We start from the raw sequence: 15,040 nt of genomic DNA on the forward strand, positions 1-15,040 counted from the left end.
AGCGACATGCCGTGCGCCGGAGGCCGGTGACAGCACGCCGAACCCTGGGCTAAAGCTTCTTCGGTACCGGCGTCCGGTTCAACCCGCCCTATTTCAGGACCTGGTCAGATCTTCGCAGGCACTTTCAGACACACGTCAAATGAGCGATCACGTTCTGTGCGGTGTTCGCCCAGGGCCTCGCGGGCGCAGTCGGCGGAGCGCTTCGCAGCCCAGGTCGCCGGGCCGCGCTCCGAGACGATGTGCCGCGGCGAGTGACAGATAAGCAGCGAGAGTTCCGGGGTGGATTCGAAGCCTGTGAGTGCGGCGCTTTCCGCGGTGTAATCGGCGATGCCGTCCAGTGTCAGAGGGTGGTCCCACAGTGGGGAGTTTCCCGACCCTGGGCAGAAAAGGCGCTCGAGCGTCGGCGCGTAACTGTCCTGGATATCGTCATGGGTCAGCCCCAAGGGGCGTATTGACGATTCTCTCGCATCTTCATGACATTTATATGGCGCCTTCGTGACACTGCTCGAACAAGGATCGTTGTTGACTGGATCCATCGGTGGGGTCTTGGTTGAAGCAGTGATGAGGCCGAGTGCGTCCATCGATCGGACGGGCTCGCAGGCTTTCAGCAGGGAAGGTAATTGTGTCCGCTTTTCGCCGTTTTCCGCTCACTTCCTACCAGCGGGACATATGGATTTCGGAATCTAGCGGAGCGCCGGACCCGCAGTTCAATGTGGTAATGCGCGAGACGCTACGCAAGGACGTTCATGTTGACCTCCTGAAGGACTGCCTGGAACGCGTACTCAAACGCAATGATGCCTTTTCCTTGCGCTTCGACGAGCAGGACGGAATACCCCACCAGTGGGTCGAGGGCAGCGGTGACGACAGCACCGCGTGGGTGGCGGACATTGACTTGTCCGGCGCGCCCGATCCGGCTGCGGCCTGCGCCGAATGGCAGGAGCGCTCGTTGGCCCGCCCGTTCGAGCTACGCCGTTCAAGGATGTTTGTGGCAGTGATCCTTCGGGAGAGTGCCACCGTTGCCCACCTGCAACTGAAAGCCCATCACCTCATAGCCGACGCCTGGGCCCTGAACCTGGTCAGCCTCCAGGTGTGGGCAGAGTACGACCGCGCTCGGACCACTGGTGCGGACGTCGCCGACGCGTCCGACGACGTGGTCACTCTCTCCGCGCTCTCCCTTGTCGACGCGGACGCCGCCTACCGCGGATCCGCCTCGTACGAACGGGACCGTGCCTTCCACCGCTCAGCGCTGGAAGGCGTCGTGCCAGTCCTGTTCGCGCGGAACACCGTGCGCCTGGGTGACGGCACGCCGCGCCGTGCCTGCCACTCCTTCACCGTGGAAGCGGAGCTGGTCCGCCGGATCCGGCAGCAGGGCGGCTCCCCCTTCGCCTATCTGTCAGCAGCCGTCGTCACGTACTTCACCCGGGTCCACCGGACGGACGAGATGGTCCTCGGCGTCCCCTTCCTCAACCGGCAGGAGGGCGCCGAGCGAGAGATCGTCGGGCAGCGCGCGAACAGCCTCCCGTTACGAGTGGCGATGGAGCCGGGGGCGACACTGCACGAGCTGGCCGCAGGCGTCCGCGCGGGAACCGATGCCCTGCGCCCCCACGAGCGGCTCGCACTCGGTGATGTACTGAGCGATCTGCCGGTGAACGCCGGCGGCTCCCGCCAGCTCTTCGACATCACGCTCTCCTACATGCGCCACCCCCGCCCGGACGCCGGACGCAGCGCCCTCATGCTGGCCCCGGTGCACCTTCAGGACGCGCTGTCGGTCGTGGTCAACGCGTTCGGCGACGACGCGGACCTGCGCGTCGACCTCGACGGCGCCCGTGACGTCTTCGACGAGGACTTCCCGGTCGAGTCGGTCGCCGGGCACCTTCTCACACTGCTCAGGAACGGTGTCGACGAGCCGGACATCCCGGCGGCCGACCTGCCGGTGCTCACCGCGGGCGAGTACGAGGAGCTCGTTCGGCGCAGCCGCGGGCCCGTTGTCCCGTACGCCGACGCCAGGACCCTGCACGACCTCATCTCGGAGCAGGCGGCGCGCACCCCGGACCGCATCGCGATCAGACCTGCCGACGGCGCCGATCCCGTCACCTACGGAGAACTCGACGCCCTCTCGAACCAGGTCGCGCGAGGGCTTCGGGCCCAAGGCGTCGGCGCCGAGGACCGGGTCGCCGTGATGATGGAGCGAAGCCCGCTGATGCCGGCCGCGCTGCTCGGCGTGCTCAAGTCCGGCGGAGCGTACGTGCCGGTGGACCCGGGTTACCCGGCCGAGCGCATCGCCTTCCTCCTTGAGGACAGCCGTGCCAAGGTCGTGCTCGTCGACGCGGACACTCCGGAGCCGGCAGTCGAGAGCGGCGTGCGCGTCCTGCGCGTCGACGAGCTGGCGCACGGCTCGCCCGCGCCGCTCGTCCCGGTCGCCGACGCCCGCAGTCTGGCCTACGTCATCTACACCTCGGGCTCTACCGGCAGGCCCAAGGGCGCCATGATCGAGCATCACTCCGTGATCAACCGGCTCGCCTGGATGCAGAACCGCTACGCCGTCGGTGCGGACGACGTGCTGCTGCAGAAGACGCCGATCTCGTTCGACGTCTCCGTGTGGGAGCTGTTCTGGTGGGCAGTCGAGGGCGCGAGCCTGGCGCTCCTGCCCGTGGGCGGCCAGAAGGACCCCCGCTCGATTCTGCGCACCATCGCGGAAGAGCACGTCACCACCATGCACTTCGTCCCCTCGATGCTCGGCCCGTTCCTGGATCTGCTGGAGGACAGGCCCGAGCTGCGCACCGATGCGACATCGCTGCGCCAGGTCTTCTGCAGCGGCGAGGCACTGCCTGCCGCGCGCGTCGAACAGTTCAACCGGATTTTCGGGGGCGGCGAGAGGCCGCCGAAGCTCGTGAACCTGTACGGACCCACCGAGGCGACCGTCGACGTGTCGTACTACGACTGCCCGTCCGACCCGGAGCAGGCGGTCGGCCGGGTGCCGATCGGCCGCCCGATCGACAACATCCAGCTGTACGTGGTGGACACGCACGGCGGTCTCCAGCCGGTCGGCGTACCGGGCGAGCTGTGCATCGGCGGCGTCGGGGTCGCCCGGGGTTACCTGGAGCACCCGGAGCTGACCCGGGAGAAGTTCGTCGAGGACCCGTTCACGGACGGGGGCCGACTGTACCGAACGGGCGACCTGGCACGGTGGCTGGCAGACGGCACCATCGAGTATCTCGGCCGGATCGACGGGCAGGTGAAGATCCGCGGCAACCGCGTGGAGCTGGGCGAGGTGCAGAACCGGCTCGCCTCGGTGTCCGGGGTGCGCGACGCGGTGGTCGTCGATCACCACTCCGCGGCCCGTGGCACCTATCTCGTGGCGTACTACGTCGCCGACACGGAGCTCGACTCTTCGTGGCTGTTCGCCGAACTGGCGGCGGTACTGCCCGAGTTCATGATCCCGGCACACCTCGTGCGGATCGACCGCGTCCCTCTCACGCCGAACGGCAAGGCGGACCGCCGGGCCCTGCCCGCACCGGTGCCCGTGAGCGGAACGGCCCCGGCCGGAGCCCTTCCGCGCAATGGCACGGAGGAGGGACTCGCCGGCATCTGGGCCCGTGTCCTCGAACTCGATCATGTAGGCATCCACGACGACTACTTCGCCCTGGGCGGCGACTCCATCACGATGTTGCGCGTCCGGGCGCTGGCCGAGAAGCAGGGCATCCACTTCGCGCTCAACGACCTGATGCGCCATCCCACGGTGGCGGAGCTGGCCGAGCGCGCGAAGACCGGCGTGGCCGGCGGTACGCGGCAGCTGGAGCCCTTCGAGCTGGTCTCCGGCGTGGACCGGGCCCGGCTGGAGGGCCGTGAAGACGCCTATCCGCTCACCCGCCTCCAGCTCGGCCTGATCTACCACAGCCGCGCCCAGGAGGACTCAGCGGTCTACCACGACGTCTTCCAGTACACCTTCACCCTCGACTGGGATGAAGAAAGGTTTCGGCAGGCTTTCACGCGGCTCGTGGCTCGCCACCCCGTGCTGCGCTCCTCCTTCGACCTCGGCAGCTACTCCGAGCCGTTGCAGATCGTGGACCGTAAGACGGAGGGCGGGCTCGACATCGTCGATCTGCGTGATCGCGACGAGGAGCCCGTACGCGACGAGATCCGCGGCCACATCGACGCATGCCGCTACAAGCGTTACGACTTCGAACAGGCGCCGCTCTACCTCTTCCGCGTACATGTCTGCGCGGAGACCGTCGAGCTGGTGCTCAGCTTCCACCACGCGATCCTGGACGGCGGCAGCGTCGCCAACCTCGTACGGGAGCTGCTCCAGGACTATCTGCACAGCCTGGGGATGGATATCGAGGCGGTACCGGTGCAGGCGCTTCCCTCGCCCGCCCACCACGTGCTCACCGAGCGGCACGCGCTGGAGTCCGCCGGGAGCAAGGAGTTCTGGTCCGAGTACCTCAAGGACAGCCCGCTGCTGCGGCTGGAGGCATTCCGGCAGCTCGAGGCACCGGGTACCGACGAAATGATCAGCCGCATCGTGGACCTGCCCGACGAGCTCACCGCCGAGGCACGGGGCTTCGCACGTGAGCGCGGGCTACCGATGAAATCCGTGCTGTTCGCGGCGCACGCCCTCGCCCTGAGCCTGTACTCCGGGACGCGGGACGTCGTCACGGGCCTGGTCACCCACGGCCGTCCCGAGCACGAGGGCGCCGAGCGGATCGCCGGCCTGTTCCTCAACACCATGCCGGTACGGCTCGACATTGCCCGGGGCACCTGGGCCGACGTGATCGAGGAGGTGTTCCGGCAGGAGCAGACGACGTACGCCCACCGGCGTTATCCGCTCAGCTCGATCCAGGAGGACCTCGGCGTCACCGTCCTCGAAACCGCCTTCAATTACGTTCACTTCCGTCAGCTGACCGCTGTGTTCGAGCTGCCGGGTGTGAAGATGCGGGACTTCCGGACCTGGGAGGAGACCAACTTCCAGCTGCTGGTCAACGCCATGACCAGCCCGACGGACGACCGCATCCGGCTGCGGATGGACTGCCACGGCCGCACGTTCACCACGGCTCAGGCGGACCTGTACGCGGACGGCTTCACCACGATCCTGCGGCACATGATCCAGCATCCCGACGAGACGGCCGACTTCGGCCTGCTGCACCGGGGCGCTCCCCGGTCGGCCGCCATTCCGGCCGTCGCCGGGACCGCCGACCCCATCGAGCCCCTGGACGTCGTACGCGCCGTGGAGGCGCAGACGCGCCGCACCCCGGACGCCACCGCCGTGGTCTGCGGCGGTGCGAGCCGGACGTACGCGCAACTCGGCGAGGCTTCCGACCGGGTGGCCCAGACGCTGCTCTCCCTCGGCTCGCGGCCCGGCGACCGCATCGGCATCGCCATGGAGCGGTCGTTGGACGCGATCACGGTGGTCCTGGGAGTGATGAAGGCGGGAGCCGCGACCGTACCGCTGGACACCAGCTATCCGGTCGAGCGGCTCATCGACATGGTGGAACAGGCCCGGCCCTTCAAGATCATCAGCAGTTCCGGCGGGATGGGCCGGCTGGGCGACGCGTCCCTTCTGATCACCGCCGAGGAGGTCCTCACCGGCAATGCGCCGGGTGCCGGCAGTGGCGACCATGTCGCCCGGCTGCCGAGGATCGAGCCCGAGGACGCCGCCTACATCCTCTTCACCTCCGGCTCCACCGGGCGGCCCAAGGGCGTCGCGCAGCCACACCGGACCCTGAGCCGGCTGATTGCCTGGCAGAACAGCATCCCCAGTGGTGTGACGGGTGGCATCACCGCGCAGTACGCGCCGATGAGCTTCGACGTCTCGTTCCAGGAGATTTTCTCCACGCTCTGCGGCGGCGGCACGCTGCGCGTCCTGTCCGAGGAGGAGCGCCGCGACATGCCCGTGCTGCTTCGCCTGCTGGAGGGCGAGGGCATCGAGCGCCTGTGCCTCCCCTACGTCGCGCTTCAGCAGCTGGCCGAAGCCGCGGACGCGCTGGATCTGGTACCCAGCCATCTCAAGGCGCTGCTCTCCTCCGGTGAGCAACTTCGCGTCACGGACGAGATTCGCCGACTGTGCGAGCGGGTGCCCGGCATCATTCTGGAGAACCAGTACGGGCCGACCGAATCGCACGTCGTCACCAGCTTCACCATGGAGGGCGACCCGGCCGCGTTCCCCTCGCTGCCGCCGATCGGCACCGCGATCGACGGTTCACAGGCTTACGTTCTGGATTCCCGGATGCGACCGGTTGCTGCCGGCGTGAAGGGAGAGATCTGTCTGGCGGGTTCCTGTCTCGCCGACGGGTACATCGGCCGGCCGGAGCTCACCGACGAGCGCTTCGTCCCGCATCCCTTCGGGGCCCCGGGCGAGCGGCTCTACCGTACCGGCGACCTCGGCTTCACTCTTCCCGGCGGCGACATCGTCTGCCTGGGGCGGGCCGACTCGCAGGTCAAGGTCCGCGGCCACCGCGTTGAGCCGTCCGAGGTGGAGCTGGCCATCACTCGCTTCATCGCCGGTCACTCCGACCTGTCCGAGGCGGCGGTGGTCGCCCGTACGCGCAAGGGCAACGACTCCTTCCTCGCCGCTTTCCTGGTGGGGGACCCGGACCTGTCAGGCGTCGACCTGCTCGACAAACAGTTGCGCACCGTACTGCCCGACTACATGGTGCCGTCGCACTACGAGGTGGTCGCCGCCCTGCCCCTGACCCCGAGTGGCAAGCGGGACGACGCGGTGCTGCGGCGGATTCAGCTCACCGTGAGGGAGACGTACGACAGTACGGCCCCGCGCGACGAGTACGAGCAGACACTGGCCGAGATCATCAGCGAACAGCTCCAGTTGCCCGCCCTGGGAGTTCACGAGAACTTCTTCGACCTGGGTGGCACCTCGCTCACTGCGATGCGTCTGGTCGTCGTCATCGAGCAGCGTTACGGCATCAACGTGCCGCTGTCGGAGTTCGTCGCCGCGCCGACGGTCGCCGCCCTCGCCGACAGGCTGCGCTCCGGCGGTGCGACTGCGGACTTCGACCCGCTCGTCCCCATCCGGCCCAACGGGGCCAAGCGGCCGATGTTCTTCGTGCATCCCATGGGTGGGAACGTCCTCTGCTACGTGCGCTTCGCCAAGTACCTGCCGGACGACCAGCCGTTCTACGCGCTCCAGGCGGCCGGGGTCGATTCGGGCACGGAACCGCTGCGCAGCGTCGAGGAGATCGCCGCCGGCTACATCGAGTCCATCCGGCGGGTGCAGTCGACCGGACCGTATGTGATCGGTGGGTGGTCCTTCGGCGGGTTCGTGGCCTTCGAGATCGCCCGGCAGTTGCGGGCGGCCGGCGAGGAGCTCCAGCGCCTCGTATTGCTCGACACGACGGCCCTCAACCCGGGGCGCCGTCGGACCACCGACGACGACGCGCTGCTGGGCTGGTTCTTCTGGGAGCTGCTGTGGCTGCAGCGTGGCGGTGACTCACCGCTGGAGTTGATTCCCTCCGAACTCACGAGGCTGGAGGACAAGTTCGACTTCATCGCCCAGCTCGCCATCGACGAGGGGGTGCTGCCGATGGGCAGCACGGGTGCCGTCGTACAGCGTCTGTTCCACGTGTACGAGGCCAACTGGCGCGCGGCATTCGACTACCGGCCGGAGACCGTCGAGCAGGACATGGTCCTCATACGCGCCGCGGAACCGCTGCCGGATGTCCTCAACTCGATGCACACGGCGATCGAGAGCATGCACGAGGACCCCTCCAACGGATGGCGTGAGCGGACGAGTGGCGGGTTGGACGTCGTCGTGGTCCCCGGCGACCACTTGACGATCATGGAGGAGCCGTATGTCGGCCACATGGTCAAGACCATTACCGAACTGATCGGGCAGTGAGATGACGCAGCAGACAAAGAACGCAGCGCACATGGGCCGCACACAGCCGGCGACGAAGAAGGCGATCGTGATCGGCGCGGGGATCGGCGGGCTGACCGCCGCCGTCGCCCTGCGCAAGGCCGGCCTCGACGTGGAGGTCTACGAGCGGGCGACTGAGCTTCGGGCCGCGGGTTCGGGGCTGTCCGTGATGAGCAACGCCGTCAAGGCACTTCAGTCGCTGTACCTCGGAATCGACTTGGAGAAGCGCGGAAGCGTGCTGGAGTCGTACCACGTCAGAACCACCACTGGACGCCTCATACGGGAGTTCCCGTTCCCCGAGATCACCGCGAAGCTGGGCGTGCCAAGCGTGCTGATCACCCGGTCCGATCTCCAGCAGGCGCTGCTCGACGCCGCGTCGGGCATTCCGATCACCCTCGGCGCCCAGGCCAAGAGCTATGAGAGCGAGGACACCTCCGACGGGGTACGGGTCCGCTTCGCGGACGGAAGGGAGGCGCAAGGGGACGTGCTCATCGGCGCGGACGGATTCAACTCGGTGGTCCGCCGACAACTGGTCGGGCCCGAGGAGTCGATGGACAGCGGATACATCTGCTGGCTTGCCGTACTCCCCTTCTCCCACCCACAGTTCGCGCCGGGATCCGTCACGCACTACTGGGGCAGCGGACAGCGCTTCGGCATGGTGGACATGGGGGACGACCGCCTCTACTGGTGGGGTACCAAGAACATGCCCACCGAGGAGTCCCACAACTGGAAGGGCGGCAAGGCAGACGTCCAACGGGCCTACGCCGGGTGGGCCGATGTCGTTCAGGAGGCCATTCGGGCCACTCCCGAAAAGGACATTCTTGCCGTGCCCTCCCGGGACCGGGTTTTCCTGGAGCACTGGGGTTCAGGCCCTGTGACGCTGCTCGGTGACGCCGCGCACCCCATGCTCACCAGTCTCGGGCAGGGGTCGTGCATGGCCATCGAGGACGCCGTCGTGCTGGGCCGTCATCTGGCCGGGGCCGGCAACGTGGTGGCGGGCCTGCGCCGTTACGAGGACGAGCGCCGGGAGCGCACCCGCGCCCTGGTCGCGGGTTCGCGCGCCATCAGCTCCGTCGAGCAGTCGGAGGACCCCATCCGGCGCCCGCTCCGTGACGCCTACTTCAGGTTCCTGCCCCGGCACAGGCTGGTCCGCATGCTGGAGGATGCGCTCACCTTTCCCCATGCGACCGTCTGAGCCCGCACGTCAGGCGAGCCATGCCGCCGCCAGGGCATGTTCCCGAAGTCCCTGCTTTGTGGGTGCGGCTCAGCCCGACTTCAGTGGGTGGTGACACAGCTCACGCGAATTCCGTCTCGCGATTCGAGCCGCCTCGTCGCGCGCCACCACCGGACTGACGCATCGCGTCTCCTGAGCAGGCTGTTTTCGCGAGATGGGCCCGCGGAGGGCGCGTCGACCATTAACAGGTCTAGACAACACAATGGCCCAGGTCGGGGATCATGTCCCTGGCCTGGGCCTTTTCTTTGGAGCGGGTGACGAGAATCGAACTCGCGCTCTGAGCTTGGGAATCCTGAGAAGGATGTTGCGGCATTGTGCCCTGACCTGCACCGACGATGACCAGCGTGCGTCAGGAACGCTGCGGGTTCTCACCGCTGTTGACCGCAGGTATCCGCCTTAGGTGGTGCGGAGGTGGTGCGGAGTGGTGCGGTGCCTGCAATGAGGAAGGCGCCGGAGGCGCCTGCGACTACCGAGGGTCGGCAAGCCGACCGGCTGTGACGCGCGGGGATCGGTCTCGGGCCAGCAGTTAGCCTCGCCGTTTCATTTTGGTGTGGGGCTGGGTTCTGTGCGGTAACGCGAAAGTGCCTTCTGAGCTGGGACGATGAACCTTATCGAGGGGTTCTGTCGGTCCAAGCGGAAGACACTTTCTGCGTGCAGGGTATCGGTTCGCGTCCCAGGGTCTATGTCTCCGCTGACGGCGCGGGGGTGGTTGGTCACGCCGGGGCACGGCTGCTGGCTGATCTCGCCGATGCCACTGGGCTGACCAGCGCGTACTCCATCGCGTTGGGACCACTTCGGCCACGCGGTACTGGCCACGACCCGGGCCGGCTCGCCACCGACCTCGCGGTGATGCTCGCTGACGGCGGCGAGGCCATCACGGATCTGGCCGTGCTGCGGGACCAGGGCGAGGTGTTCGGTCAGGTCGCCTCGACACCGACGGCCTGGCGGCTGCTGGCCGACGTCGACGAAGGCGTACTGGACCGTCTTCGGTCGGCCCGCGCTCAGGCACGGGAAGTGGCATGGCTGCAGGCCGCCGAAACCCGCTCCGGCATACCGGCGGTCAAGGCCGGCGGACGGGAACTGCCCGGCCTGGTCCTGGACATCGACGCGACCCTGATCACCTGCCATTCCGAGAAGGACCAGGCCGCACCCACCTACAAGGGTGGCTTCGGCTTCCACCCTCTGGTGTGTTTCCTGGCCAACACCGGCGAGGGCATGTCCGGGCGGCTCCGGCCCGGGCACGCCGGCGCCAACACCGCCGCGGATCACATCTCGGTACTGGACAACGCTCTCGCGCAGATCCCCGACGCCCATCGGCACGGCACGGACATCCTGGTCCGCGCCGACAGCGCCGGATCCGCGAAAGCCTTCCTCGCCCACGTCCGAGACGTTCGGACACGAGGAATCCACACCTTCTTCTGGGTCGGATACGCGGTCATCGAGCCGGTCCGCCGCGCGATCCGGGCCCTGCCCGAACAGGTCTGGCATCACGCCCTGGACCAGGACGGGACGCTGCGTGTCGGCGCCGCGGTCGCCGAGCTGACCGGCACGGTCGACCTTGCCGACTATCCGGAAGGCACCCGCATCATCGTGCGCCGCGAGCGACCGCACCCCGGCGCCCAACTGTCCCTGTTCGACCAGGACGAGGGCCTGCGACACCAGGTCTTCCTCACCGACACACCGTTCACCGACGGAGGCTCCGCTCAGTTCCGCCGATTGGGTGCTGAAATCACCCTTCACGAAGTTCACCCGAAGAGGCTCCGACTGCGATTTTCAAAGAAAGGATTCCTCGCTCGCCCCACGCGTGATGAAAGAATTCTGCAATCCTGCCCCGACGCAACATGCGTCGTGGGCGTCTCATCCTTGTCCGCTAGCCCACACGGGGCACATCCATTTGATGTCCCAGGTTTCTTCGTTAACGTCTGTCGTGCATCCGGCCGATCCGGCTGTGCTGAGCCTCCAGGGGTGACGCGCCCACCGATTTCGCGCAGCGAATTATTTTCAGCCTGCCGGTGAAATATTCCTCGCGCGCCTGCGTACGAAAACCGTAAGAGTTCTCGTAGGACCGGAGAGTGGTACGATGTCTGATTTCCAGGTTCGCCCCGGAAAGACCTACCGGATCAAGAATTATCACACTGGTCAGTACATCACCCCGCAGCAATGGGAGATCGGCAAGCGGGAGCGAGCACAGGCGGCTATGTGGAGCAAGTCCGACAATCCGCGGCAGGCGTGGCATATTTTCGGGCTCGACGCCAACAAGAAGATGATCGTCAATGCCACCGGAGGGGAGATCCTCTCTCCGTACACCCGCGCCGTTGACCATAAAGTGGTCGGCACGCCGGTGTGGTACTACAACGCCACGTACATGAACCAGCAAAGCTGGTTCATGCGCCCAGTGGGTGACGGGTGCTTCCACATCGCGAATGTCCTGTCCGGGGGGCTGATGGCTCCTGATTCATACGATCCGGGCAATACGGAGGGAAACAAGGGATGGGCGGGGCTCGGTCAGTATTTTCAGGCAGCGCCTGAAGACAAGCTCTACTGGTGGTATCTGGAGGAAGCGCATGACGTCCCGTACGTGCAGCCGTATCGACGCGACAACGACGTACTGACTCCGACCCCCAAGATGACGAGCCGAAACGATCCAGGAGATACTAAGAAGGAGCTGATCTCCCGGACGCTGGTTCCGTTCCTGATGATCGACGAGTTCCATGACGGTTCGAGGGACTATGAACAGACGGCCTTCTACCGTCGGGCCGGCGCCACGCCTTACTACGCGATTGAGCGATTCGGCTACTGGAAGCGCTTCAACTATGAGGCGTATGACAGTCCGAAACAGTTCGAGAAGAACGTGGACCTCAAGTACGGAGTAGTGTCGGAGAACACCAAGAAGGTCGAGTCCACCACTGGAATCGAGGTCAAGCTCGACCTCGGATGTGCGTTCAAGGGTGTCTCCGCCTCAATCAGCACAACACTGAAGTACGAGTTGCATGTCAGCGAGTCCTCCTCCACCAAGACGGAATCGTCCAAGACCGAGACAACCAAGGTGATTTATCCTGCCGGCAAGGGATTCGCGGGAACCACATGGGTCCGCGCCGACGAGTACGTACTCAGTCGCGTCGAGCCCTCCGGCCAGACGGCGGAGATCACCCGTTGGGAGACGGTGAACAAGGCCATCCAGGCAGTGTCCTCCTGGCCTCCCTCCAAGGAGTCCGCCCCGCCCGCCCCCGCCGGAGCGAAGGACCGAGCACTGGGCGAGTAGTCCTCGAACCCCTGCAGGTCAGCGCCCGCACCACGCGCCCTGACCTGCGGGTCTGGACCGCCGTCACCACCCAGGCCGGAGGCTGCCGGGTGACGACACCGGTTACCTTCTGCAGGTAATGCGTGGAATGCAGGAATCCGCCATTCCTGCAATCGTTGAGCACATCGAGGGGCAGCCTGACATCCACAGCTGACGTCAACCACGGCGCACGGCGGCAGCACTGGCGTGGCCTGTGGCCCGGTCCGGGGCGAGCAGAGTGGAAGGCGGCTCTGCGCGTCCCGGACCGGCCCTAACACACTCGGGGTGAAGGTCGACGACATCGTGGCCGTCCTGGACCAGCTCGACAAGGCGCTCGCCGACGATCATGTGACCGGCTGCCCGGAAGGGCATGCCGCGCCTGCGACCTTCAAGGGTCGGCAAGCCGACCGGCTGTAACACTCATGTATGAGTGTTACAGCCGCTTGTACCGGACAGCCCGGACAGCTTCGCTTTGACCTGTCCGGGACGTTTACGCAGGTCACGGGCCTAACCGGACAGTCGGACAGGTGGGACACATCTCGTGGCAGTCGTCATCCGAGGTCACCAGCCGTCCGGGCCCGTGCCTTCAGGCAGCAACTGGTCGACCCTCGTAGCCGACACAACTCAAGGCACCCCCCCCACGAACCCAAGCTGTGGCCAGGACACGTCTCGTAGGCGTCCTGCTGCCTTCGCGTATCGTGCGCCGGGTGCAGCTGCTCGCTCTCTTCGACCTCGACAACACCCTGATTGACCGGCAATGCGGCTTGGAGGAATGGGCCCGCGACTTCAGCGTGACTCGCGCGCTGCTTCCTCACGCGGAACGCCTAATTGGTGACGCACTCCGTGAGAGGGCGTATCCCGCGGACTTCGAGCGGCTCAGGGACTGTCTGGGTCTCGCTGACTCGGTTGACTCCCTATGGAGCGAGTACGTTGCGGGCATGGCGGCCCGGGCGCGCTGTCGCGCGGGGCTGCACAGCGACCTCCGCAGGATGCGGGCGGCAGGCTGGACGCTCGGGGTCATCACGAACGGGGCCACGGACATCCAACGGGCGAAGGTGGAAAACGCGGGGTTGTCCGCCCTGGTCGATGGTGTGTGCGTCTCCGAGGAAGTGGGAGTGAGGAAGCCGTCCGTGGCGCTCTTCCAAGCCGCCGCCGCCCGCTGCGGCGCCACTCTCGCCGAGGGCGGGTGGATGGTGGGGGACAACGTCGAGACTGATATCGAGGGTGGCCGCTCTGCGGGGCTGCGGACGGTATGGATTGCGGCTGGACGGCAGTGGCCAGCAGATGTCCGCAGCCCCGACCTGATGGCGGAGGATGCCTCAGCCGCGATCGGTTCGCTCACGGAATGGGGCACGTATTCTGAGCCTCAGTCCTGTGGCAGCTTGTGAAGCTGTGCGAGCGCCTCGCTCAATTCGAGCGGCTCATCTCTGGAGTCCACCCACCGTTCCATGACTGAGGCTGCGGCTTCCGCTAGTTCGGTCGGCAGGCTTGCCTCATCGAGTGCGTCCGCAACCTCTCGCATCTCGGGAGCCCACCGCCACGCCCGCGCAGCCACCTTGGGGATATACGCGGTCTCAGCGAGGTAACTGGTCGTACGGCCCGTTGCGATGTCGAGGAGTTCGTCTTGCAACCCGTGATCGCTGGCGAGGGCGTAGGCGATGGCTGCGAGTGCTCGACTGGTCTTCTGGTAGCTGCTGTAGGCCAGCTTGAGCGCGGATGCCTTACCGATTCCTCCCGCCAGCAGGTGAGGCTCTACGGCCGTATCTTCGAAGAGGTGGGCGACCGCAACCAGAGCACTTTCTGGGCCGGACAAGTACAGCCGCGGGGTCTTCGATTCCGAGGGTGGAGAACCGATGACTGAGCCGTCCACCACGGCCGCACCGGTTGGCAGCATGATGGCGCTGATTCGCGCCATGCGCGCAGGTGAGATCGCGTTCCCATCGACGTAGACCCCTGAGAAGGATTCCGCAGCAACGGCTGCCGCAACCTCCTCCGCGTTGGCCGGCGGGCAGAGGCTGAGGATGACTTCGCACCGCTGAGACATCTCTGAAAGGTCGGTCGCTGCCGCCAGGCCGTACCGCCGTGCTCTTTTCTTGCTCGCCCCGCTGCGTCCTTCTGGGCACCAAAGGACCGTTGCCCCTGTGCGCTTGGCTTGAGCGGCGACGGCTGCACCCATGCTGCCCGGGTGCAGGATGCCGAGTGTCGTCATGCGACCAGCTTTCGGATCTCGCGTACCTTCGCATCCGCTCCCGTCGTGACGGCTTCGTTGATGGCCTGGGCTGCCTTCGCGGGGGAGAGATGCTGCGTATCGATGACGAGAGTCCACGGTTCGCCCGCATGGTTCAAGAGGTCCTGCCGCGTCTCGTGCCAGACCTTGATCCGCGCGTCTACGTCCCTGTCTCCGCGCCCCTTGCAGCGCTCCTCTGTGACGTCCTGAGGGCACCAGAGGAGTACCTTCACCCACCGAATCGGGAAGTTTCCGACAGCACTCGCGCCAGCAACCTGGCCCATGTGAAGTACGGGAATCTGGCCTCTCTCCACAATGCCGGAGACCCCGTGCCGGTCGATGGCGTACTCAGCGTCGTACCTAGCATTGCGGTACAGAAGCTCTCCCGCCCGCGAGAGTTCTTCGATGTGCTCAGTGGTGGTCATCCGGTAT

The 15,040-nt window shown here is 66.4% G+C and carries 8 protein-coding genes and 1 pseudogene; 6 read left to right on the top strand and 3 right to left on the bottom strand.

Annotated elements, in window-relative coordinates; all coding sequences use genetic code 11:
- Positions 1 to 104: 104 nt before the first annotated feature.
- Positions 105 to 581 carry a hypothetical protein gene (locus tag J7I98_RS16725; protein ID WP_214921504.1) on the bottom strand — a complete coding sequence of 159 codons (477 nt, stop codon included), beginning with the start codon at positions 579 to 581 and terminating at the stop codon, positions 105 to 107.
- Positions 582 to 622: 41 nt separating this feature from the next.
- On the opposite strand from J7I98_RS16725, the gene J7I98_RS16730 reads away from it, so the two are divergent.
- From J7I98_RS16730 to J7I98_RS16750, 6 genes and pseudogenes are all read left to right on the top strand, one after another.
- Positions 623 to 7,849, top strand: a complete 7,227-nt coding sequence (locus J7I98_RS16730; RefSeq protein ID WP_214921505.1) for a non-ribosomal peptide synthetase — start codon at positions 623 to 625, stop codon at positions 7,847 to 7,849.
- A gap of 1 nt (position 7,850) precedes the next feature.
- Entirely contained in the window at positions 7,851 to 9,062 is a 1,212-nt protein-coding gene (locus tag J7I98_RS16735; protein WP_251020738.1) for an FAD-dependent monooxygenase, read from the top strand.
- Positions 9,063 to 9,722: 660 nt separating this feature from the next.
- Positions 9,723 to 10,811 (top strand): annotated as a pseudogene (locus tag J7I98_RS16740) (transposase); the annotation flags it as partial.
- Positions 10,812 to 11,181: 370 nt separating this feature from the next.
- Positions 11,182 to 12,363, top strand: a complete 1,182-nt coding sequence (locus J7I98_RS16745; protein WP_214921507.1) for a hypothetical protein — start codon at positions 11,182 to 11,184, stop codon at positions 12,361 to 12,363.
- 303 nt (positions 12,364 to 12,666) lie between these two features.
- The gene (locus J7I98_RS42235) at positions 12,667 to 12,798 is read left to right on the top strand and encodes a hypothetical protein (protein ID WP_285438042.1); all 132 of its coding nucleotides are present in this window, start codon (positions 12,667 to 12,669) and stop codon (positions 12,796 to 12,798) included.
- A 290-nt stretch (positions 12,799 to 13,088) separates the two neighbouring features.
- Positions 13,089 to 13,769 carry an HAD family hydrolase gene (locus tag J7I98_RS16750; protein WP_214921508.1) on the top strand — a complete coding sequence of 227 codons (681 nt, stop codon included), beginning with the start codon at positions 13,089 to 13,091 and terminating at the stop codon, positions 13,767 to 13,769.
- On the opposite strand, the gene J7I98_RS16755 is transcribed toward J7I98_RS16750, so the two are convergent.
- Together J7I98_RS16755 and J7I98_RS16760 are read right to left on the bottom strand one after the other, a co-directional pair.
- Entirely contained in the window at positions 13,748 to 14,590 is an 843-nt protein-coding gene (locus J7I98_RS16755; protein WP_214921509.1) for an NAD(P)-dependent oxidoreductase, read from the bottom strand. The genes J7I98_RS16750 and J7I98_RS16755 overlap by 22 nt on opposite strands.
- Positions 14,587 to 15,033 (bottom strand): guanylate kinase, encoded by a 447-nt coding sequence (locus J7I98_RS16760; RefSeq protein ID WP_251020739.1) that lies wholly within the window; start codon positions 15,031 to 15,033, stop codon positions 14,587 to 14,589. Before J7I98_RS16760 ends, J7I98_RS16755 begins: the two co-directional genes overlap by 4 nt.
- Positions 15,034 to 15,040 lie beyond the last annotated feature (7 nt).

Origin of the sequence: Streptomyces sp. ISL-98 (genome assembly GCF_018614055.1) — a bacterium.
GTDB lineage: Bacteria > Actinomycetota > Actinomycetes > Streptomycetales > Streptomycetaceae > Streptomyces > Streptomyces spiramyceticus.